This is a genomic window from Lewinella sp. JB7 (assembly GCF_024297185.1).
GTDB lineage: Bacteria > Bacteroidota > Bacteroidia > Chitinophagales > Saprospiraceae > Neolewinella.
Map to the genome: position 1 here is coordinate 59,841 of NZ_JANCTD010000003.1, position 22,454 is coordinate 82,294.

Annotated in this window: 19 protein-coding genes; 4 read left to right on the forward strand and 15 right to left on the reverse strand. The window is 59.7% G+C overall.

Annotation, left to right across the window (positions count from 1 at the left end):
• Positions 1–3: 3 nt before the first annotated feature.
• The 6 genes from mraY to mraZ all read right to left on the reverse strand — a co-directional run bounded on the left by mraY (position 4) and on the right by mraZ (position 6,716).
• Positions 4–1,260 (reverse strand): phospho-N-acetylmuramoyl-pentapeptide-transferase, encoded by a 1,257-nt coding sequence (gene mraY, locus NMA52_RS06360; RefSeq protein ID WP_254826819.1) that lies wholly within the window; start codon positions 1,258–1,260, stop codon positions 4–6.
• Positions 1,250–2,725: a UDP-N-acetylmuramoyl-L-alanyl-D-glutamate--2,6-diaminopimelate ligase gene (locus NMA52_RS06365; RefSeq protein WP_254826820.1), complete on the reverse strand. Its 1,476-nt coding sequence runs from the start codon at positions 2,723–2,725 to the stop codon at positions 1,250–1,252. The genes mraY and NMA52_RS06365 overlap by 11 nt, the downstream gene beginning before the upstream one ends.
• Positions 2,726–2,729: 4 nt before the next feature.
• Complete coding sequence (locus tag NMA52_RS06370; RefSeq protein ID WP_254826821.1) at positions 2,730–4,853, reverse strand: penicillin-binding transpeptidase domain-containing protein; 2,124 nt, start codon at positions 4,851–4,853, stop codon at positions 2,730–2,732.
• Between the two features lie 51 nt (positions 4,854–4,904).
• The gene (locus NMA52_RS06375; RefSeq protein WP_254826822.1) at positions 4,905–5,216 is read right to left on the reverse strand and encodes an FtsL-like putative cell division protein; all 312 of its coding nucleotides are present in this window, start codon (positions 5,214–5,216) and stop codon (positions 4,905–4,907) included.
• A gap of 114 nt (positions 5,217–5,330) precedes the next feature.
• Positions 5,331–6,236: a 16S rRNA (cytosine(1402)-N(4))-methyltransferase RsmH gene (rsmH, locus tag NMA52_RS06380; protein ID WP_254826823.1), complete on the reverse strand. Its 906-nt coding sequence runs from the start codon at positions 6,234–6,236 to the stop codon at positions 5,331–5,333.
• Complete coding sequence (mraZ, locus tag NMA52_RS06385) at positions 6,237–6,716, reverse strand: division/cell wall cluster transcriptional repressor MraZ (RefSeq protein ID WP_254826824.1); 480 nt, start codon at positions 6,714–6,716, stop codon at positions 6,237–6,239.
• A gap of 416 nt (positions 6,717–7,132) precedes the next feature.
• Here mraZ and NMA52_RS06390 point away from each other — a divergent pair, with 416 nt between their 5' ends.
• Entirely contained in the window at positions 7,133–7,621 is a 489-nt protein-coding gene (locus NMA52_RS06390; RefSeq protein WP_254826825.1) for a fatty acid hydroxylase, read from the forward strand.
• 12 nt (positions 7,622–7,633) lie between these two features.
• The gene (locus NMA52_RS06395) at positions 7,634–8,203 is read left to right on the forward strand and encodes a hypothetical protein (RefSeq protein ID WP_254826826.1); all 570 of its coding nucleotides are present in this window, start codon (positions 7,634–7,636) and stop codon (positions 8,201–8,203) included.
• Here the strand turns inward: NMA52_RS06395 and NMA52_RS06400 are convergent.
• The 5 genes from NMA52_RS06400 to mdh all read right to left on the reverse strand — a co-directional run bounded on the left by NMA52_RS06400 (position 8,200) and on the right by mdh (position 13,615).
• Positions 8,200–9,039, reverse strand: coding sequence for a histone deacetylase (locus NMA52_RS06400; protein WP_254826827.1), 840 nt, complete (start codon positions 9,037–9,039; stop codon positions 8,200–8,202). The two genes, NMA52_RS06395 and NMA52_RS06400, sit on opposite strands and share 4 nt — an antisense overlap.
• 63 nt (positions 9,040–9,102) lie before the next feature.
• The gene (locus NMA52_RS06405; protein WP_254826828.1) at positions 9,103–10,617 is read right to left on the reverse strand and encodes an ABC transporter substrate-binding protein; all 1,515 of its coding nucleotides are present in this window, start codon (positions 10,615–10,617) and stop codon (positions 9,103–9,105) included.
• Positions 10,574–12,115, reverse strand: a complete 1,542-nt coding sequence (guaA, locus tag NMA52_RS06410) for a glutamine-hydrolyzing GMP synthase (RefSeq protein ID WP_254826829.1) — start codon at positions 12,113–12,115, stop codon at positions 10,574–10,576. Before guaA ends, NMA52_RS06405 begins: the two co-directional genes overlap by 44 nt.
• A 96-nt stretch (positions 12,116–12,211) precedes the next feature.
• Positions 12,212–12,532 (reverse strand): metalloregulator ArsR/SmtB family transcription factor, encoded by a 321-nt coding sequence (locus NMA52_RS06415; protein WP_254826830.1) that lies wholly within the window; start codon positions 12,530–12,532, stop codon positions 12,212–12,214.
• A 150-nt stretch (positions 12,533–12,682) separates the two neighbouring features.
• Positions 12,683–13,615, reverse strand: a complete 933-nt coding sequence (gene mdh, locus NMA52_RS06420; protein ID WP_254826831.1) for a malate dehydrogenase — start codon at positions 13,613–13,615, stop codon at positions 12,683–12,685.
• A gap of 178 nt (positions 13,616–13,793) precedes the next feature.
• Here mdh and NMA52_RS06425 point away from each other — a divergent pair, with 178 nt between their 5' ends.
• A complete protein-coding gene (locus NMA52_RS06425) occupies positions 13,794–15,314 on the forward strand; it encodes a T9SS type A sorting domain-containing protein (protein WP_254826832.1) in 1,521 nt (506 codons plus the stop codon).
• 18 nt (positions 15,315–15,332) lie between these two features.
• On the opposite strand, the gene NMA52_RS06430 is transcribed toward NMA52_RS06425, so the two are convergent.
• Genes NMA52_RS06430 through alr form a run of 3 tightly spaced genes read right to left on the reverse strand, consistent with a single transcriptional unit; the run spans position 15,333 to position 20,876 of the window.
• The gene (locus tag NMA52_RS06430; protein ID WP_254826833.1) at positions 15,333–17,483 is read right to left on the reverse strand and encodes a S46 family peptidase; all 2,151 of its coding nucleotides are present in this window, start codon (positions 17,481–17,483) and stop codon (positions 15,333–15,335) included.
• Between the two features lie 23 nt (positions 17,484–17,506).
• Positions 17,507–18,448 carry an NAD(P)-dependent oxidoreductase gene (locus tag NMA52_RS06435; protein WP_254826834.1) on the reverse strand — a complete coding sequence of 314 codons (942 nt, stop codon included), beginning with the start codon at positions 18,446–18,448 and terminating at the stop codon, positions 17,507–17,509.
• Positions 18,449–18,464: 16 nt separating this feature from the next.
• Positions 18,465–20,876 (reverse strand): alanine racemase, encoded by a 2,412-nt coding sequence (gene alr, locus NMA52_RS06440; protein WP_254826835.1) that lies wholly within the window; start codon positions 20,874–20,876, stop codon positions 18,465–18,467.
• A gap of 24 nt (positions 20,877–20,900) precedes the next feature.
• On the opposite strand from alr, the gene NMA52_RS06445 reads away from it, so the two are divergent.
• Positions 20,901–21,611: a hypothetical protein gene (locus tag NMA52_RS06445; RefSeq protein ID WP_254826836.1), complete on the forward strand. Its 711-nt coding sequence runs from the start codon at positions 20,901–20,903 to the stop codon at positions 21,609–21,611.
• On the opposite strand, the gene NMA52_RS06450 is transcribed toward NMA52_RS06445, so the two are convergent.
• Entirely contained in the window at positions 21,580–22,293 is a 714-nt protein-coding gene (locus NMA52_RS06450) for a hypothetical protein (protein ID WP_254826837.1), read from the reverse strand. The two genes, NMA52_RS06445 and NMA52_RS06450, sit on opposite strands and share 32 nt — an antisense overlap.
• Positions 22,294–22,454: the final 161 nt, after the last annotated feature.

The following is a 22,454-nucleotide window of genomic DNA, read 5'->3' on the forward strand; positions in this document are numbered from 1 at the left end:
GGTTTAGCGCAGTTTGAGGGTTAGGATGGTGGCGACGGCCAGGAGAATTCCGATGATCCAGAAGCGGATGACGATCTTGACTTCCGACATCCCGCCCTTCTGGTAGTGGTGGTGCAGGGGCGACATACGCAGGATACGCCGACCGGCACCGTACTTTTTCTTGGTATACTTAAAGTAGCTCACCTGCGCGATGACGGAAAGGTTTTCGATCACGAAAATTCCGCACAAAATGGGGATGAGCAATTCCTTGCGGAGCATGATCGCGAGGGCGGCGATAATTCCCCCCAGGGCAAGGGAGCCGGTGTCGCCCATGAAGACCGCCGCGGGAAAACTGTTGTGCCACAGGAATCCCAGGCAGGCGCCGAACAGGCATCCGCTGAAAACGACCAGTTCCTGAGTACCCGGTAGGTGCAGAATGCCGAGGTAGTTCGCCGCGATGGCGTTACTTCCCACGTAGGCGAACACGGCCAGCGTTCCCGCGATGATGGCGGAGGTGCCGGTTGCCAGACCGTCAAGTCCGTCGGTCAGATTCGCCGCGTTGGATACCGCCGTGACGATAAATACGATCAGCGGTACGAAGATCACCCAGGCCAGTTGCCGTCCGATGCCGAAAATGTTGGCGTAGGTGAGCACGCTGCCCTTAAGGAAAGGTACGTTCGTCAGGGTCGTGCGGTAGTTTGCCCGCTCTACGGTGGTGCCATCGTCCAGGGTGACGGTCACGGCCTCCCCGACGCGTTGCTCGGCGGTGATGCCGTCGGCCTCCGCCTGGGATACGTTCATGCGGACCACGACCTGCTCACTTAGCAGCATGATGAGGGCTACAAGCAGACCGAGGCCGATCTGTCCCATGATCTTGAACTTGCCGGCCAGGCCGTCCTTATTCTTATGCTTGATCTTCAGGTAATCGTCGATAAAGCCGATGGCGCCCATCCAAACGGTGGCCACGAGCATCGTGACGAGATATACGTTGTCCAGCCGCGCAAAGAGCAGACACGGCAGCAGAATGGCGAGCAAAATGATCACTCCCCCCATTGTCGGGGTTCCCTTCTTCTCCAGCTGCCCCTCCAGTCCGAGGTCACGGACCGACTCACCGATCTGCTGCCGCCGCAGGTAGCGGATGATGCGTCCGCCGGTAACGATGCTGAGCAGCAGCGACACGATGATGGCTACGCCGGTGCGCACACTCAGGAAGTCCAGGAGATTTGCCCCGGGGAAGTCGCCGAAGGTGGCCTTTAACCAGTCGAATAGCTCAATTAACACGGGCGGATTCCTTTAGGGCGTTCGCTAATTCGATCCGGTCGTCGAAGGGGTGGCGCTCCCCCTGAATTTCCTGGTAGGCTTCGTGCCCCTTTCCGGCCACGAGGATCACTTCGTGCCCCATGCGGACCGCGGTGCGAATGGCCTGCCGCCGGTCCGTAATGCGGAGGACCCGGTGGGCCAGCGCGGCGGGAACACCGCCCTCCATCTCGTCGAGAATGGCTTCGGGTGATTCCGTACGTGGGTTGTCCGTGGTCAGAATTGTCTGATCCGCGAGTTCGGCGGTAACGCGGGCCATCTCGGGCCGTTTCGCGCGATCGCGGTTACCGCCGGCCCCCACGACGCAGGTCAGCCGGTGACCGTCCGGAAGCAGGGCGCGCAGTGTTTCGAGCACGTTGCGCAGGGCATCCGGGGTGTGGGCGTAGTCGACCAGAGCGGTAACCCGGCCACCCGGGTCCGGTACGTGCTCCAGGCGGCCCTCCGCTCCGCGCAGCGCGGACAGGGCCACGAGTACTTCCTGAACGTCCTGGTCGAGCAGTACGGCGGTTCCGTAGGCGGCCAGTAAATTGTACGCATTGTACCGACCGATGAGTTTGAAGAACACTTCGGTGCCGTTGATCTCCATTTGTAGCCCCTCGGGGGTGTTACCAATGAGCCGTGCGTGAAAATCCACCATGGTCCGCAGGCTGTAGCGGTAGGTTTTGGCCGCTGTATTCTGCACCATGACCGCTCCGCGCTTATCGTCGGCGTTCACCAGGGCGAAGGCGGACTTCGGGAGCCGGTCGAAGAATAGTTTTTTGGCCCGGATATATTCGGCAAAGCTGCCGTGATAATCCAGATGATCGTGGGAGAGATTTGTGAACACGCCCCCCGCGAAGTGGAGCCCGTACGTCCGCTGCTGGTGCACGGCGTGGCTGCTCACCTCCATAAATACGTAGTCAATGCGAGCGTCCCGCATATCGGCCAAAGTCGCCTGAATCGCCAACGCGTCGGGGGTAGTGTGCGTGGCCGGCCGTACTTCCCGTCCGATGCGCACCTCCACCGTGGATAGGAGGCCCGCCCGGTACCCCAGGTCGCAAAATAGATCGTGTAACAAGGTAGTGACCGTAGTCTTGCCGTTAGTCCCGGTGACGCCCACCAGGGTCAACTGGCGACTCGGCGATCCGTACCAGGTATCCGCCAGCTGCGCCAGCGCAACGGCCGAGTCGGTTACCGGCACTACCGGGACGGCGGCGGCTGCCTTCCCGCCCTGGTCATACCAGCTTTGCTCCGCCACGATGGCTACGGCTCCCGCGTCCACCGCCGCGTCGATGTAGTCGTGTCCGTCTACCTGGGTACCCCGCACCGCTACGAACAGGTAGCCGGGACGTACCCGACGGCTGTCGAAGGCAATCCCCTCCACGGGGATGTCCGTCGTCTCCGGGGAGGCGCTCGGGGTCAGGGGCGCTATGAGTTCGTGGAGCTTCATGCGATCAGCGGAGAATGAGTTCGACGTCCTTTCCCCGTTGCCCGCGCCCGTCGCTCTGCCAGCGCATATTGACCACGCGTCCCACGCCGCGCGGGTGGACGGTATAGCCTTCGTTCTCTAGAACGTAGAGGGCGTCGCGCAAGCGCATGCCGCGAACGTTGGGAAACTTCTGTCCGGCGGGGTTGATGGCGGACAGCGCCACCCGTTCGCCCTCGGCGGTTACCTGGGCCAGTTCCGAACCGGGCAGGGAATCGATACCTACGTTGACGTAGCGCAGCACCGTCGCCAGTTCGGGCAGGTAGCCGGCGTCCCGGTTGGGAAGCTCGTCGGCGTACAGCACGGGGCGCGGCCCCTGGTTCAGCGGCTCGTGCACCTCGATCATGCTGTTGTAGATGTTGTCGGCGATCTCGCGGAAGATGGGTCCCGCGACCTCGCCCCCGTAGTAGGCACCGGCGGTCGGGTCCTTCACTACTACGATGATGCTGTAGGTCGGGTTCTCGGCGGGGAAGTAGCCGGCAAAACTGGCCTGGTATTTTTTCTTCCGGTTGCTTTGCCCGTAGTTCTGCTGGCTCGTTCCGGTCTTGCCGGCGAAGCGGTACTGGTCCGTCTTCAGCCGTTTGGCCGTGCCCCGGTCGACGACGCCTTCCAGCAGCGACTGTAGCTTTTCGATGGTTTCCGGTTGCGCGATGCGCTTGTCGATGACGGTCGGCTTGTACTCCTCGATGACCCGGCCGCTGCGCCGAATGTCGGTGACCAGATAGGGCTTCATCATGCGGCCACCGTTGGCGACGGCATTGTAGAAGGTGAGCATTTGCAGGGGCGTCAGGCGGCTTTCGTAGCCGATGGCCATCCACGCCTTGGAGATGCCCGAAAATTCGGCGCGGCTCGTATCGTTGATGAAGGGCGCCCGTTCTCCTTCCAGTTCGATACCGCTTTCAGCGTCGAGGTGGAAATCCTTGAGGCGTTCGGAAAATTCGTTGTCGCGGTACAGGCTGTCGACCAATTTGGCCATACCCACGTTGGAGGACTGCTCGAAGGCATCGCGGACGGAAATGATCCGCCACCCCTTGCTGGCGGGGCTGGAATCCTCCATGGTGAGGTCGTAGAACGTTTTGGAGCCGTTTTCGATGTCTACTTCGCTGTCGAGATCGACGTGTCCGTCCTCGAGCAGGGCCATCATGGTGGCCAGCTTGAAGGTGGAGCCCGGTTCGTTGGAGCGCGAGATCGCGTAGTTGTACTGCTCGGCGTAGCGATTGCGGGACGCGTTGACGGCCCCGAGATTGGCCATGGCCCGGATCGCGCCCGTCTTCACGTCCATGACGATGGCGGCACCCCACTCCGCGCGGTGACGGCGCACGCCGTTTTCTAAAGCATTTTCGGTGATGTCCTGAATGTTGACGTCCAGGGTAGTGTAGACGTTCGCTCCCGACGTGGGTTCCACGATCGCGAGGTTGTCCGTGGGCAGCCAGATGCCATTGCCCATATTGAACATCTCCTGCTTTCCGCTCTCGCCGGCGAGGGCCTCGTCGAACGCGCCCTCCAGGCCGACCCGGGCGCCGCCCTCCTTGCTGTAGCCGATGGTGCGGCGCGCCAACCAACCAAAGGGTCGCTTCCGCGCGGCGCGCTTTTCTACGATCAGTCCGCCGCCCATGCGCCCCTGATTGAAAATGGGAAACTTGCGGATCCGCGCCAGCTCACTGTAGCTTACACTTTCCTTCAACTTGAAGTAATGATTGGCTACTCCGCTGACGCTGTCGCGCATCATGAGCAGGCTGTCGCGCCACGCACCCGGGGTGTGGCGGGCGTCGATGTGCCGGGAGAGCAGAAGTGCGAGGCTATCGATGTTGTCGTAGTAATCCCGGGGACTGGATACGTAGGGGTCGAAGTGCAGGCTGAAGTACGGAACCGACGTAGCCAGCAGGTTATCGTTGTGACTGTAGATGTTCCCGCGTTCGGCCTGTACGGTCACGACCCGGAAGCGCTCCTGCCCCATTTCCTTGAATTCCGCCTGCCGCACCACGGCGATATCCACCGTTCGGTACACCAGCAGGGCGGCTACGGGCACGATGACCACCGCCAGGATGGCAAAAATGCGAACCAGTACCTCGTCTTTAAAATTTACGGCCACGGGGTGGTTGGGTGAGTGAGTGAGTGAGTGGAGGAGTGTGTGGGTGAGTAACTATTTAGCTACCGGGGCGTAAATCTTTTTGGGTTTGCCGCGGTGTAGTCGGAGCCCGGCGGGTCGGACCTGGTCGACGACCTCGGAGCGGAGTCCGTTGTACATGTTTTCGCTCTGGAGCGACATGTAGAGCCAGCGTTTTTCCTTGATGTCCGACTCCAGTTCCTGGATGCGGCGGACGTTGTACTCGGCGTAGTGGGCGTTGCCGATGTAGAGCAGGGCCAACACTCCCAAAAAGGAGATGAATCCCAGATTTTCCAAAATGAGCGCGGGCACGGAAATAGCCGTGGCACGCTTGCGCTTTGCTGCCATGTTTTGTCACACCTTTTAGCTTCCCGCGGTCAATACGGGGTAAAAATAACACAGGTCCTGCGGGCCGTCGAACTTTCCGAAGCGCACGGGGCGCTTCGGAAAGGATTCGGCGGTCTACCGGAGCCGCTCCCCCGCGCGCAGTTTAGCACTACGTGCGCGGGAATTCTGCTGAATTTCTTCAGCGGAGGGCAAGACGGGTTTCTTCGTCAGAATCTTGTAGGGACGGTCAATCTTCCCGTAAAAATCCTTGGTGACGGTTCCTTCCGCGTTGCCGGTTTTGAGGAAGTTTTTCGTGATGCGATCTTCGAGCGAATGATAGCTGATCACGCTGAGTCGGCCGTGTGTTGGTATCAGTAAGTCGGTGGCTTGCGCCAATAAATCAGTAAGTGCGCCGATCTCGTCGTTCACCTCAATGCGTAGTGCCTGAAACACCTGCGCCAGGTAGCGCGGGCGTTGTCCCCGGACCCAGGGCGAAACCACCTGCAGGAAGTCCTGGATGGTCGCAATCGGTGCTTGCTCCCGGGCCTCCGCGATGGCGAGGGCCAGGGAGCGGGCGTTGCGCACTTCGCCGTATTCGCCTAGTACCTTTTGCAGGTCATCCGGACTGTAGTGATTAACTACGTCGGCGGCCGTGCGGTCGGTACCCGAACCCATGCGCATGTCCAGCTCGGCGTCGAAACGAAAGCTGAACCCGCGTTCCGCCTGATCGAACTGGTGGCTGGAGACTCCGAGGTCGGCCAGCAGGCCATCGATCCGGTCGACTCCGTAGAGTCGCAGGAAATTGCGCAGGTTGCGGAAGTTGGCGGCTACGAAGGTAAATCTGCTATCGTCCAGGGCATTGGCCGCGGCTGCTTCATCCTGGTCAAATCCGAACAGGCGCAGGTCCATGGACCCGGCTTGCTCGAGGATAAAGCGGCTGTGGCCGCCGCCACCGAAGGTAGCATCAACGTAAACTCCTCCCGGGCGGAGGTTCAGTAAACCGACGCTTTCGCCGGCCAGTACGGGGACGTGGTAAGCCATCTATAGCGAACCCTCGTCTTCGGCACTCGAACCACCGAGTACGTCTTCCGCGAGCGAGGAATAGTCTTCGACTTCCTCGTTCAACAGTCTTTCGTATTCGGCTTCCGCCCAAATTTCAATGCGATCGTTCATCGCCATCAGGACCAGATTCTTGTCCGTTTTCGCCCAGGCCAGCAACTGCTTGGGGAGCAGGAGCCGGTCGGCGGAATCGGGAACCAGTTCGCTGGCACCGCGGTAGAAGAGCCTGGTAAACTGCAGGTTCTTCCGGTTGTACTTGTTCAGCGCGTCCACCTCGGTCTTGATCTCGTCCCATACCGGCTTCGGATACAGTACGAGACAGTTGTCAAATCCTCGGTTGACGACGAACTTCAACGTGTCACGGTCGCCCAGTCCCTTCAGCAATCCACTCGGCAAACGGAAGCGACCCTTGGAGTCAAGCGCCACGTAAAATTCGCCCAGCAAGTCATACTGATGTGTCATAAACGATCAACGGGGATACGGTTACCCACCGCTGACGCTAAGGTAACACCTTGTCCCACAAGTTACCACTTTGTAACACTTTTTTTCCCCGTCTTATTTTGATTTCGCCCGCTAAATTCCGGGAACCTTCCGGAGTACAAACTTTATGCTGTTACCTCATCCCATATTCACATTTAGCTTACGGCTACACGGTGTTGAAAATGCCCATTTCGGTCGATATTCCGGTTTGCTTGCGGGAGTGCGTCCCTTGTCGCGTGGTAAAATGTGGGAAGCGGAAGCCAGCATTGAATATTGGACTCCTTAAACGCACACCGGCGGAACTAAACGAAGATCACCCAAAATGTTGGATTTGCCAAGTCCATTGCTCCCGCGGACCCGCCCTGAACTAAGTCCTGCAGCCGCTGTTGGTTCTGGGTATGCAAGTTGTGCTCTACATCGCCATTACGCTTCTGACGGTCGCCGGCATGGAGTTCGTCGCCTGGGCCGCGCATAAGTACCTTATGCACGGTGCCCTCTGGATCTGGCACGAGGACCACCACCGCCCCCACCACAAGGATGGGTTCTTCGAAAAGAACGACTTGTTCTTCCTCGTTTTCGCCATCCCGAGTGCCGCCTCTTACATTATAGGACTCAACGTCGACGGTTGGTTCTGGCTCACCTTCGTGGGGATCGGCATCAGCATCTACGGACTCATTTACTTCCTCATCCACGATGTGTACATCCACCGGCGGTTCTCCTGGTTCCGGCAACTGGATGGCAAGTACAGCCGGGCCATCCTACGTGCCCACGGACACCATCACGCCGTGACCGAAAAGGACGGCGCGGAGAGCTTCGGACTGCTCGTGGTCGCTAAAAAGTACTTCGGTAAGCGGTCGGAATGGGCCGACGAGAAGACAAAGGCGTAATTTAGCGTCGGCATGGAAGATCGATTACTGGATAAAATCGCCGAACCCTTCAACCTGCAGCTTCCGGAATACGAAACGCTGGAGGCTATGATTGACGGGGTACTGCCCGCCGTTTCCCGCTTTAGCGAGCCGAACGTTTTGCCGGAAGACAGTCCTCTCTACACCAACAACTGGGTCAAAATGACCGACCGCCCCGGGGCCACCGAGATCGTCCTCTACCGCTTTCAGGGATACCAGCAGGGAGAGATTCGGGTCGTCACCGACGGAGAAATCGGTTCGAAGGCGTACGAGGTGGAGGAAAGTGGAGAACGCATCATCGTCGGGGAGAGCATCATGCGCGACAGCTTCCTCTACGAACTGTCCTTCATCGACGCCGACTTCCTCATTCTGCGCCGCCACGGCAATTTGGCGAACCTCCCCCACCCCTACCTCTTTTTTTGCCGGGAAGCCATCGGCACCCGCCTGACCTGGAACGAGGCCCTCGAGCGACTGGTGGATAAGTACCGGAACAGCCAGTTCCCGCTCCTGGCCGTTGGGCTGTTCATCGCCGCGATGATTGCCCTGATGCTCTATTTCCGTTAATCGTACAGACTGCTCGCTACCCGGTAGGTGTTGGCGTGGGCCTCGATGATGATCGCCAATCGTTCGCTGTAGCCGCCGCCCATACTGATGGCTACGGGTAGCGCCCGTTCGTGACAGGCGTGCAGGACCAGGCGGTCGCGTTCCATGCAACCGCGCAGGCTCAGGGACAGCCGTCCGAGTTTATCGGATTCCAGTACGTCCACCCCGCTGAGGTAGAATACGATGTCGGGCCGGAGGCCGTCCAGCAGACCGTATAGATGGTTGCTCAGGGTTTCCAGGTACACTTCGTCGCCCGTCCCGTCGGGGAGACCGATGTCGAGGTCCGACCGCTCCTTGCGGGTGGGGTAATTACGTGCGCCGTGCATACTGAAGGTGAATACCCGGGGTTCGTGGGCGAAGATGCTGGCCGTGCCGTTGCCCTGGTGCACGTCGAGGTCGATGATCAGCGCCCGTTCGATCTCCCCCGTAGCGAGAAGCTCGTTCGCCGCGATAGCAATGTCATTGAATACGCAAAACCCCTCTCCCCAATCGGCAAAGGCGTGGTGGGTGCCGCCCGCGATGTTGAGTGCCACCCCGTCGCGAAAGGCGTAGCGCGCGCAGTCCAGGGTACCCTGAGCGATCACCCGTCCGCGCGCGATCAGTTCCGGCCGCATGGGAAAACCGATGGCCCGGGCCTCCTTAGCACTCAGGGAACCGTCACGCAACTTCGACCAGTAGGCTGCCGTGTGGGTACGCAGGATCGCCTCCTCGGTGAGTGGCGCGGCCGTGAAGAACTGGCTTTCCGTGAGGGTGCCCTCGTAAAGCAGTTGCTCCGGCAGTAAGGTGTACTTGTCCATGGGAAACCGGTGCTTCGGGGGAAGCTGGTACCGGTAGATCGGACTGTACGCGACCCGCATTGCCTAGTTCACCCGCTTGTAGGCGTAGTCCTGGAAGCGGAGAATGTTCACGAATTTGTTCTCGAAGCGATCGATGACGGCTTCCTCCAGATCGGTAGCCGTAGCCGGCACGACCGCGACGGGCGCGAAGCGGAAACTGGTGTGCATCATGTCCTCGGGGTGCCGCTCCAGTTCAAACTGGAAGCGGGTACCGTAGCGGGCCGCCATCCGGAGGAAGTAGGACGTGACGTCGTAACCGATGTAGGCCTCGTCGCGGGGAAGGGCGGCATAGCGATCGTAGAACTTACGCCGGAACTCCCGCACCTCGGGGTCGAGCAAATCAATAAACACGCTGCTACTGATGTGCACGTTGACACCCTGCACGAAATCGGAGTTGAGCCGTTGAAATTCCGCCCACTGCGGCAAGCCGTAGACGGCCACATTGTCCCCCCGCTCCGCGAGCGTAGTCTGGTATACCTGGCGCAGGAAATTGGAGACGAAGGCCTCGTCTTCATAGACCGGAACCATGAACACGGTGCGGCGTCCGCGCAGGTACTGGGAGAGATCCGGAATGGCTCCGCTGATCACCAGTTCTTCCAGCGGCTCGCCCTGATCGTCACCCGTCAGCAGCTTATATTCATCCTGAAAATAGGCCAGGCGGGCCCGCTGACCGGATTGCGCGACCAGTACGATACGGTCGGCACCCTGGGTGCGGAAGGCATGGCCGAGTAAGCTGCGCAGGTGCGTTTCCAGGGTCGGGTTTACCTGAATGTAGTTTGGGTTAGACTCCGTAATGCCGGTGGCGGCACTGTACGGGGAGATGAGGACTTTCTCCTGACCGCGCACCGCGTCGGCAAGTTGGGTCACCTGCTCCTTTAGGTAGGGTCCGATGATGAGTTGCGACCGCTGGTACTCCGGGGAAGCAATGATCGACTCCACCTTGCGGGCGTTCGCGCGGGAATCCTGGACGCGCACGTCGAAGCTGATGCTGGGTTCCCGCAACTCCTCCAGGGCCAGTTCGGCTCCGCTGTAAAAGTGGAGGGCCCACAGTGAATTGGCGTCGAGCCGCTCGGTATCCTCCCGGTAACGGTCCGACAGGAAGGGCAGCACGAAATCGACGCCGTAGCCGGTCAGTAAACGCGATCCGTTGCGGCCGGTACCGGTCTGGCGGACGGGGGGCAGTCCCGGTGCCGCGGGAGCAACGGGAGCAGGAGCGACGTAGGCGTGACTGCCGTCTTCGACAATAGGCGTAACCTCCTCGCTCGCTACCTCCTTCCACTGTACCGTATCCATGGGTTCGGTGGGGGCGTTGACGTAGATATAGGTGCCGGTTTCCGGGTCGAATACCCGGCGGCTCTGCACGGGGTCGAGGTCGTCGCCGCCGCGGCCGGGCCGGGTGCCGGTGGTCGGACGGGTCGAATCGACCGGCCGGAAGAGTTCGCAGGAAGTGGTGACCGTCGTCAGCAGCAGCGCCAGCAGACAGTAATACAGGGCGTTATTCCCACTCGATGGTAGCCGGCGGCTTGGTACTGATGTCATAAACGACGCGGTTAATTCCTTTAACGTTATTGATGATGGAGCTGGACACGGCGGCCAGGAACTCGTAGGGCAGATGACTCCATTCGGCGGTCATGCCGTCGGTGGATGTCACGGCCCTTAACGCGACGGCCTGCTCGTAAGTGCGCTCGTCGCCCATCACGCCGACCGACTGCACGGGCAGCAGGATGGTTCCGGCCTGCCAGACCTGGTCGTACAGTCCGTACTCCCGCATTTTATTGATGTAGATCGCATCGGCCTCCTGGAGGAGCCGCACCTTCTCGGGGGTGATGTCGCCCAGAATGCGGATGGCGAGACCAGGGCCGGGGAAGGGATGTCGCCCGATGAGGTGAGCCGGCATACCGAGTTCTCCCCCTACGCGACGAACCTCGTCCTTGAACAGGTTGCGCAGGGGTTCCACGATCTTTAGTCCCATCTTTTCGGGCAGTCCCCCCACGTTGTGGTGACTCTTGATGGTGACCGACGGTCCGTGAACGCTGACGCTTTCGATCACGTCGGGGTAGATCGTTCCCTGGGCGAGGTACTTGATGTTCGTCAGTTTCTTGGCTTCCCGCTCGAATACTTCGATGAACACCCGTCCGATAGCCTTGCGCTTGCGTTCGGGATCCGATTCGCCGGCGAGAGCGGAGTAAAACTCCTGCTTAGCGTCGATGGCCGTCACGTTGAGCCCCATACCTTCGTAGCTGCGTTCCACCTCCTCGAACTCATCCTTACGGAGCAATCCGTTATCGATAAAGAAGCAGAACAGGCGGTCTCCGATCGCCCGGTGCAGCAGCATGGCGGCCACGGAGCTGTCCACGCCGCCGCTGAGGCCGAGCAGTACGCGATCCTCCCCGACCTTCGTCCGTAGTTCTTCCACGGTTTGCTCGATGAAGTGGGCGGGAGTCCAGTCGCCGGAGCAGCCCGCGATATTGATCACGAAATTTCGGAGCAGTTGGGTACCGTCCAGGCTGTGGTACACCTCGGGGTGAAACTGAATGCAGTAAACCGGTGCACCAAAGCGACCATTTTCGCTACCAAAGGCGGCCACTTCCACGTCCGCCGTGGAGGCCAGCAACTCAAATCCGTCGGGCAGGTCCTGGATCGTATCCCCGTGCGACATCCAGACCTGGGAGCCGGTTTCGATCTTTTCGAACAGTCCGGCGGAGCGGTGTACCCTGCCCAGATTGGCCTTGCCGTATTCCCGCTTCAGGCTGCGGCTGACGGTACCGCCGTAGTAGTCGGCGATGTACTGGGCGCCGTAGCAGATGCCGAGCACCGGGCGCTTGCCGATGATCGCCTCCAGATCGGGCCGCAGGGCACGCTCTTCCCGCACGCTAAAGGGACTGCCGCTGAGGATGACCGCTTTGTAGCTGTCGTCCAGTTTGGGCACTTTGTTGTAGGGTACGATCTCGCTGTACACATTGAGCTCGCGGATCCGGCGCGCGATAAGCTGAGTATACTGGCTGCCAAAATCGAGGATGAGCACCTTTTCCGTCATGGCCGCAAATATAGGCAAGGAGTTCGCTCCTGGTACCGGGGCGGGGCCGCAGGAGCCGGCTAAATCGGAAAAGCCAGGGTTTCCGGTGGGGAACCTTTACATATTGCACTGGCAATTTTCCAGACACTCGATGATCAGACTGACGTCCCGTTCCTTCAGGGAGTACATCACGGATCTTCCGTCGCGCTTAGCACTGAGGATGCCCTTCAGTTTCATGGTCTGCAGGTGGTGACTTACCAACGACTGCTCGCTTTCCAGAGCGTCCGTAATGTTACTCACGCTCAGTCGCGGATGCTGCTCCAGCAAGTGCACGATGCCCAGACGGAGTGGATGCGCGACCGTCTTCAATATAAAGGCGATCCGTTCCAGTTTTTCGGCTTCCTGGGGGTTGAGTACGGTAGGCTTAATATCTGGCACAGCGCGGAAGGATTGATAAGGAGTGATCCTTTATACGCGCGGGGGGAGGTAAAGGTTGGGGGGAGGGGGGGGGTGGTAGTGTGGTAGGGTAGTAATCTGGTCATACCAAACTACCACATTACTTGACTACCACATTACCATTCCACCATTCTAAATATCCAGTCCCTCAAAAACCTCCATCACTTCCCGTACGTGGTCGGCGCTGGTGTTCAGGAGGTCCATTTCCTGATCGTTGAGTTTGAGTTCGATGACCTGGGCGATGCCCTCCTTACCGAGCTTAACGGGGACGCCGAGGAAGATGCCGGACATACCGTACTCTCCGTCCAGCTGGGCGCAGCAGGGGAAGATGCGGTTCTCGTCGCGGACGATGCTGGCGACCATCTGAGCGGCGGCGGCGCCGGGAGCATACCAGGCCGAAGTGCCCATCAGTTTGACGAGCTCTCCCCCACCCGATTTGGTGCGTTCGACAATGGCGTCGAGATCCTCATCCGAGATCATTTCGGTCACCGGAATACCGCTGACGGTGGTGTAGCGGGGCAGCGGCACCATGGTATCGCCGTGGCCACCGAGCAACATTGCCTGGATGTCCTTCGGGCTGACGTCGAGGGCCGTAGCGAGGAAGGCGCGGTAGCGGGCCGTATCCAGGATGCCGGCCATACCGAACACCCGGTTGCGGGGCAGACCACTGGCCTTGTGCGCGGCGTGGGTCATGACGTCCAGCGGGTTGGACACGACAATGATGATGGGGTTCTTGGAGTATTCCATGATCGACTTGGTCACCATGGTCACGATCTTGGCGTTGGTCGAGATCAGGTCATCGCGGCTCATGCCGGGCTTGCGGGGGATACCGGCGGTAATGACCACGATGTCGCTATCGGCGGTGGCGGCGTAGTCCTCCGTACCCGTGAGCCGGGTGCTGTAATTATCAATGCTGGCCTGCTGCCAGGAATCCAGGGCCTTACCCCGGGCCATGTCACCCTTAATATCGAGGACCACGACTTCGCGGACCAGATCCTTATGGGCGAGAACATTGGCGACGGTGGCTCCGACATTTCCGGCGCCGACAACAGTTACTTTACTCATTATTGCTGTTCGTTTAAATTGATTTGGCTGTACTCCTCCGGTGGAGGCAGTACGGGTTAAGATTAATTCAGGGAGTTGGCGAAAGTAGCCAAATTTGTGCTGACGCCCACAAATGCCGCGATACTGACCGTTTATCAGGGGACTCCGGGGTACTTTTACCCAACCCTACCTTCCCCCGATGACGATAAAGCGACTAACGGTTTTTAGTTTACTACTCTTCTTCACGGTGTGCCAACTGCCCGCCCAAACGTCGCCGCCAACCCAGGTTTGCGGCACCACCGGGCGCTCCCCGTGGTTGGATAAATACCAGGCCGGTAAGATCGCTCCGCTGCCCAAGTCGGCCGCCACCCAGTACATCCCCGTCCACCTCACCATCGTGGGCGAAGACGAAGGTTCGGGCTACGCCGATCCGCTGACGCTCGTCCAGAGCTTCCAGTTACTGAACCAGGACTTCAGCGGACTCAACATTCAGTTCTATATCGACGGCGACATCGACTACTTGAACAGCTCGATCTATTACGACCATGACTTTAATAACGGTCGCGATCTGCTCACCAACTTCAATCGCCGCAACGTCTTCAACAACTACGTCGTTGGCAATCCCGCCGGCAACTGCGGATACTACAGCGCCGCCGAGGATGCCATCGTACTGGGAGTCGGATGCATCAATGGAGGTGACCGCACCTGGAGTCACGAGGTGGGGCACTTCCTCGGACTTCCCCATACCTTCTACGGCTGGGAAGGCGTCGGAGAGATCAGCAAGGTCGAGGCCTTCGACAAGCCCGCTCCCACCACCGTCACCCTCGGCCGCCAGTCGGTCGAAGTGGAACGGGTCGACGGCAGCAACTGCGCCGACGCGGCCGATGGTTTCTGCGATACGCCCCCCGATTACCTTCCCGAGCGCTGGCAGTGTAACAACGCGGGCGTCTACGCCGACAGCCTGCTCGATCCCGACTCCACCCGCTTCGTGGTGCACGGTAAGAACATCATGTCCTACGCCAACGACCGCTGCGTAGAAGAGTTTTCGGAGGAGCAGATTACCGCCATGACCACCAACCTCGGAGGACGCACCGGACTGGCCATCACCAACCCTCCGGCCTTCGCGGCGGCACGGGCGGAAGACCTCACCATTCTTTCTCCCGCCGATCGTGCCGTGGCTACTTATTCGGATGAGGTCACGCTGGTGTGGAACACCGTACCCAACGCCGACTTTTACCTGGTTCAGCTCAACATCAGCTCCAACTTCAACGGCAGCGTCTTCACCTCCTTCTTTACGTCCGACACCAGCGCGGTCATCCGCAATATCCTGACCCCCAACCGGCGATACTACTGGCGGGTCCGCCCGCTGAACCGTTATGATCTCAGCGGATCGTTCAGCGAAATCAGCCAGTTCCGCAACGGAGCCACGACCACCGCTACGATCGATCCGGCCTTCGATGCCGCCATCAGTCTTGCTCCCAACCCCGTCGGCGGCGGGCAGGAGCTACGGCTCAGTGGCAGCGGCCTCACGAATGGGCGGCTGGAGTACACGCTGTTTTCCTCCGACGGACGACAACTGCTCCGCAGGGACGGCGTACAGCTAACCAACGGATCGTTTCAACAAACCATATCTACGGCCTCCCTATCTCCGGGCGTCTACTTTTTGCGCATGACTCTCGACGGGCGACTTTCCACCCGACGCCTGGTCATTACGCCTTAGAGAGCAGCCGGCCTCCCCTCAGTCCACTACCGTCATCTCGGCGACCAGATGGGGCGCACCCCCGAATTTGTCGATCAGGAAGAGCACGTAGCGAATATCCACCATGATGTTGCGGCAAATGGCGGGATCGTAGTGCACGTCGGACATCGTACTCTGCCAGGTTCGGTCGAAGTTCAAACCCACCAGTTGTCCCTTGCCGTTCAGCGCGGGACTTCCGCTGTTGCCACCGGTCGTGTGATTAGATCCCAGCACGCAGACGGGCATACGGCCGTCCTCCGTGGCGTAGGGGCCGTAATCCTTCTCCCGGTACAGGGTGCGCAGTTTCTCCGGTACGTCGAATTCGTAGTCGCCCGGCACGTACTTATCCATGACGCCGTCGAGGTAGGTCTGGTGGGTAAAGGTCTCCCCTTCCAGGCCCGTGAATCCTTCGTATTTACCGTAACTGACGCGCAGCGTACTGTTCGCGTCCGGGTAGAACCGCCGGTCCGGAAAGAACCGCAATAGTCCATCCATATAGGCACGCTGGAGGCCGTTGATCCGTTCTGCGTAAGCGTTGTAGTAATCGATCACGTGCCGCTCATTGTGCCGGTTGAGTTGGCGCGCGAACTGGAACGCCCGGTCCGCCCGTACGTACTCGACAAACTCTTCGGGGTCCCGTTGCAGCAATTCGATGAGCCGGTCTCCACGGGTGAGATAACTTCCGGCAAACAGCTCGTCAATCAGTTTACCCGGAGTACCCGCAAATGCAAGTTGATCCCGTACGAAGGGCGACTGATCGTCCGGTGAGACGGCAGCCACGTATGCTTCAAACAAGGACCTGGCTACCCGCCGGTCGATGTCCGGATGATACCCCCGGTAAAAAGCGCGCAGATCTTCCAGCAGGGCGGGTACCCGTTGTCTGAAGGCTTCCGCGCCGTTGTTGTCGGCTATCCGCATACGGGCCTCCAGGAGGTTGGCCATCCGGAATAAGTCGACGTTATAGTTGATCTCTCCCACGTAAGCGCGAACGATTTCGGCCGGCAGCCGGTCGGCGTACAGTCGCTCCAACTCGGGTAACAAGGCTTGGTACTCCGCGCGGGCGGTCGGCTTTGCCTCCAGCCGCTGCCGGAACTCCCGCTCCAGCGCGCGTCGTTGTTCGATGGCTCCGACGGCTGCTACTCCCTGACTTTCCCCCCGCCACTTCTTCCAGGCGTTGGCGATGCGGGCTTGTTTGGAGGCGTAGTCGATTCTTACCTGAGGGTCGGCCCGCATGGCGCTATCGATGACGGCTAGGCTGCGGTCGCGCATCCCAATGCGAATGGGATTGATCACCTCGGTCCGCTGCACCATCGCCGTGGCGGGCAGGTACAGATCCGTAGTGCCCGGAAAACCGAAGATCATCGAAAAGTCACCCGGTTTCACCCCGGCGGTACTTACTTCTAGATGGCGTTTGGGTACGAGGGGCACGTTCGTTTCGCTGTAGTCCGCCGGGCTTCCGTCCGGGGCGGCGTAGATGCGGAACAGACTGAAATCGCCGGTATGCCGTGGCCATTCCCAGTTATCGGTGTCGGCACCAAACTTACCGATCGACGACGGAGGTGCGCCCACCAGCCGCACGTCGGGATAGGTTTTCGTGACGAAGGCATAGTACTGGTTGCCCTCGTAGAAGGGTTTGATCAGCACCTCGGTGTGCGCGGGCAACTCGTAGGTAGCCTTCAGCGCCGCGGTATTCACTTGGATGATACGTGCCCGTTCCCGCTCGTCGGTGGTATCCGTAATGCCCGCCGTGATCCGATCCGTTACGTCGTCGATGCGCTCGATGAAGGTCACGAACAGTCCCGGATTCGGCAATTCTTCCTGCGTGTTCATCGCCCAGAATCCGTCCTCCAGATAGTTATGTTCCAGGGTGGAGTGGTCCTGAATCGCGCCGAAACCGCAGTGATGATTCGTGAGAACCAGTCCCCGGTTGCTGATCACTTCCCCGGTGCAAAAGCCGCCGAAGTGCACGATGGCGTCCTTTAGGCTGCCGGCATTAATGCTGTAAATATCCTCGGCCGAGATTTCCATGCCCATCGACTGCATTTCCTCCTCATTGAGGTTTTCCAGCAGGAGGGGCAACCACATCCCGCCCCCGGCACTCAGGGGGGCGATCGTCAGGAGAAAAGCGATAAGGGATAGCGCGTAACGCATGTAGCTATAATTGTAGGGGCTTCCTAGGCGAAGGCCCGGGTAATTTTTTGGTATAGGGTGCGGGCGTGGCCTTCTTCGGCTTCGAAGCTCCATCCGGCGATGTGGGGCGTGAGTACGGTACGATCGCTGCGCCGCAGGTACTGGTAGGGCTCGGGCAGTTGATCGGGATCCAGCTTCACGAAACTCTGTTCCTCATACTCGTTCACGTCCAGGGCGGCGCCCAGAATACGTCCCGACTCCATGGCTTCCACCAGATCGGCCGTACGTACGACCTGCCCCCGCGCCGTATTGATCAGGTAGATCGGCTTGGCGAAGCGTTCGATCCAGTCCCGATCTACGTAGTTGTGATTGCCCTCCAGGAAAATGTGCAGACTTACCACATCTGCTTTGGCCTGTAGCTCTTCCAAACTTACCTGGGTCGCGTAGTCGTCGCCGTAATCCGAGCGGTACTTATCGTGGGTGATGACCCGGCAACCGAACCCACTGAGCCGGCGGGCCGTCATCTGTCCCATATTTCCGTAACCGATGAGCCCGACGGTCAGGTACTGGAGTTCGGTCCCCGTGTTTCCGCGCCGTACCCACTGCCCGGCCCTTACCTGACGATCGGCCCGCCCCAGGTGGTTGAGTAGCATCAGTAACATGCCTACGGTATGTTCGGCCACCGTATGCTTACTCCCCTCGGGACTGTTAAATACGGTCACCCCGCGTTCCCGGGCGTAGTCAAGATCTATGTGATCGGTACCCACTCCCCAGCGTGCCACGAACTTCAGGCGGGGGCCGGCGGCATCCAGCAACGCCCGATCGATGTTCAGGCGCGACCGGACCACGATACCGTCGTACTCCGGCAGAATAGACAGGACACGGGCGCGGGCGCAGGAGCTGTGATCATCGACTAAGTGCCCATCCGCTTCGAGCGCGTCCCGCAGAAAGGGGTGAGCCGGGGGATCCAAAAATATGATCTTCATGGGGGCCCAAGTTATGTCACTCTCCGACATAGATGCGATGCACCCGCGGTCCGATGCCCGTCAGAATCTCGTAGGGAATGGTCCGGGCCGCGTCGGCCAGGAGTTCGATCGGGTGCTCGGGTCCGAAAATGGTCACCCGGTCCCCTACCCTCACCTCGGGGATTACCGATACGTCAACGGTGCACATGTCCATACAGATGGTTCCGATGGTGGGTGCGGGACGCCCGTGTATCCGTACGGCAAAGTTTCCTCCTCCCGCCAGTCGCGGCAGCCCGTCCGCGTACCCTACACTCAGTACCGCAATACGGCGGTCCCGGTCCAACACCCCGCGACGCCCGTACCCGATGCTTTCGCCGGCACGACGGTCGGTCAGGGAGGTTACGGTGGTGGTTAGACTAAGCGCCGGCTGCAGCTGAGCACGAAGCTCGCGGTCACCAACCCCGAACAGGCCTATCCCGAGGCGCACCATTTCGTACGTGCCTCGGACAAACCGGGTGATTCCATTGCTGTTCAGGGCATGACGCCGGACCCGCGCGCCGCCGCCCGCCCGAAACACCGCGTACAACTCATCAAAGAGATCGAGTTGGTGGTGGGTAAAATCGTCGTGTCGAGCATCCTCCGCCGCGGCGAGGTGGGTGAAGAGCGACCGGATAGCAGCTTGCGTTTCCGGAGAGGGTGCGGAAAAATGTTTCCTGAATTCATCCGGCCGAAACCCGAGTCGGCCCATACCGGTGTCCAGCTCCACGTGCACCGGCAGGTCCAGCGAAGCCGCTAGTCGCAACTGGGTGAGATCATGAACTACCGGTTCGAGTTGGTACTCCGCCAGCAGGGGAAAGCTGAACACCTCCGCGTTAAGTACCATGATCGGCAGGGTGATGCCCCCCCGTCGCAGCTCCCGCCCCTCTTCCGGATAGGCTACGGCGAGGTACTCCGCCCCGGCGTCCTCCACGGCCTGGGCTACGGGAAGGGCCCCGCTGCCGTACGCCGAGGCCTTGGCCATGACGATCATCCCGCAACCAGGGGGAATGCGGCTGCGGTACGTTCGGAAATTGTGGCGCAGGGCCGGCAGATCGACCTCCAGAATGGTCCGGTGAACCTGGCCGGTCAGTAGATCGGCGATCCGTTCGAAGTGCTCGTAACTAGCCCCCTTGACCAGTACCGTTTGTTCGCGGAAAGATAGTCGGTGCAGATTCCGCAATAGGAGATCAACCGATGCGTAGTACTCGCAGTCGGGAAAGGCGTCCCGCAACGACTCATGATCCGAACCCACCAGAATCAGTCGTCGTGCGCGGCCGTGGAGCAACGCGGTCAGGCGGGCCTCCCGGTTTTCCACGGCCTGAACCGTACCCAGGATGAGCGTCAGGTGATTAAATGGATCGTGGGTTGCGGAGAACTGAATGGCCGCCGCCAGGGCGGTCAGATCGTTGCTGTAACTGTCGTTAATGACGGGCCCGCCGTCCCGTCCTTCCCGGCGTTCCAGTCGGTTGCTCAGCGGAACTAATTTCTCTATGGCCGTTTGCAGGGCCGGTAGCTCCATGCCCAGTTGCAGCGCGCAGGTGACTACCGACCGACCGTTGGCGAGGTAGGGTGCCGGCCAGTCGGGGAAGGTAATGTCAAGGACTTGGCCGTTGAGGTCGAGTCCCGTTCTTCCCTCCCCAACCCAGCGGTGAACTTTCACTCCGAACAACGCGGCGACTGCTTGATCCGTCGCGCAAAGCTCGGCGGGAAGGACCACCCAATCGGTGTGCTGAAATAAGCTCAGCTTCTCGGCCCGGAGTTCATCCGCGGAGTCGAAATTAGCCAAATGGGCGGTGCCCAGGCTAGTCAGTATGCCCCCCGTAGGTTGCATGATGTCGCGCAGCAATTGCATTTGTCCGGGCCGACTGATTCCCGCCTCGAATATGGCCACTTCGTGCGTGGAGTTCATTCGCCACACGGAGAGCGGAACGCCGATGGCCGAATTGTAGGAACGGGGGCTGGCGCACACCCGGTACTCCGTCGAGAGCACTTCACTCAACCAGTCCTTTACGATCGTTTTCCCGTTGCTCCCCGTAATGCCTACTACGGGAATACGAAACTGCTGTCGGTGGAAGCGGGCAAGTTCCTGTAACAAGCGTAAGGGGCTGTCGACGATCAGTAGGGTGAGTCGGTCGCTTCCGTCAGCGTCATGCTGTAGTGCCGCGGCGACCTCGATTTCCTGTCGGTAGTCGTCGATCCGGTCGCGGGCTACGGCAAACTGGGTCACCCCGGCACGAACCAACGGCGCGATAAAGGCGTGACCGTCACGACGTTCGCCGGGAAGCGCGAGGAACAGCGCGTCCCCGGGCTTACTAATTAGCCGGCTATCGACGACGAGGTCGTAGTCACGGTACATTCCGTAGAGTTCCGGAAGTTGTGTCGGAATATCCGGAATATGCAACTCACGCATTGTCGAAGATCGTAAATTTGGCCGATGCAAGTGCCCAAGATTCAGAAAGCCGTCGCGGAATTCAAAGTATGGATGATGACGGAAGAGGCCCGGGAGCTCCTCCCCCTCTGGGAAACCCAAAAAAACTGGCAGGACCACTTCAACGTGGAATCTAAGCAACTGGCCGAGAGCTACGATGCCGCCCTGGACAGTAAAACCAACCGGCGCCACTACCGCCGGGGCGGGTACGATCCCAAACGAAGCATGCTGGCCATCCTGGAATGGGAACCCGATTTCGCGCGCGACGCATTCCGCGATCTCTTCAGCGAAGATCGGGACCTAGAAGGACGGATCCAGCGATTTGTCTTTTACATCAACGAGCTCTTCAATCGCTACCGGGACGCGAAGCCCAAGGCTCGGATACCCACCCACTACCACGACGACGACTACAACATGGTGTCGCTGTACCTGATGGGGCAGTATCCGGAGATCTATGCGCCCTACTCGACCGACTTGTTGCAGACGGTCTGTCGCAAACTCGGCGCGAAGGACGTGCCCCCGGCCGCGGATTTTCCCCGGTACACCAAGCTGTTGAAAACGCTGCGGCCCTTTTTGGACAAGGACGAGGAACTGCTCGCAAATTACCGCGAGAGTCTACGGGAAGTTGACTACCAGGGCGACAGCGCCTTACTGGTCTACTGGTTCTTCCGCTACGTGGAGATGGCTACGCCGCAGCCCGCTGCAGCTGCCGAATAAGGTCGACGTCGGCCGGCGTGGTGAACAGCCCTTCCCCCTGGCGGTCGTCGGATACCTCCAGACGCATATTTTCGGCCAGTTCGCGGGCTAGCTTGCCCAGCTGCAGAGCGTACGGGATGCTATATCCCTGGGCGGCGTAGTGATCGACAATCCCCACTCGGATACATTCCAGCGGATCAAAGCGGAGCAGTAATTCCCGTACGCGGTGATTCCGGTTGAAGGGAATGTTCCGTTCCTGCAAACCCTCCCGGAGCTCGTCCATGGTAATCTTCACCACGTTATCGACTCGGTAGCGATTCCAGTAGTCCGCCGAACCGGTCCGGCGCACGTACTCCTTAAGGTGGCGCTCCTCCGCGGCGGTCTGGCAGCTGAAGCGCGTCATGGCCTTAGTCTGTTCCAGCAGTTCGAGCGTCTGCTCGGCGGTCAGCTGCACACGTTCGGGGTAGATCGCTTCTTCCTTGCTCAGCTTAGTGGCAATGGCCTGCTTTACCCGCGACTTGGTGGCCAGTGCGACCAAACGGGCCAGCTCGAGGTTGAAGTAGTATTCGTGGACAACATCGGTTTTCGTATTCGTCGACCGCGCGTAATCCTGCATACCCACCGGCTTGCGAATACCGTCGGCAAACTGGTACACGTCCTTGATCCAGGTCCGCACGTTCGCCTGGTAGTGATGATCGGACAAACCCAGCGCACGGTGTAGCTCCGAAGCTTTAACGACGCGTGTCCCCTTCTTGCTGACTCGAATAGTTAGGTCCATGTTTGAAACCTGATGGTGATGCAACAAATTTAGTCCATGTTGGAATACAAACCAAGTTTAAAACAAAATATTTGTAATTATTTTGC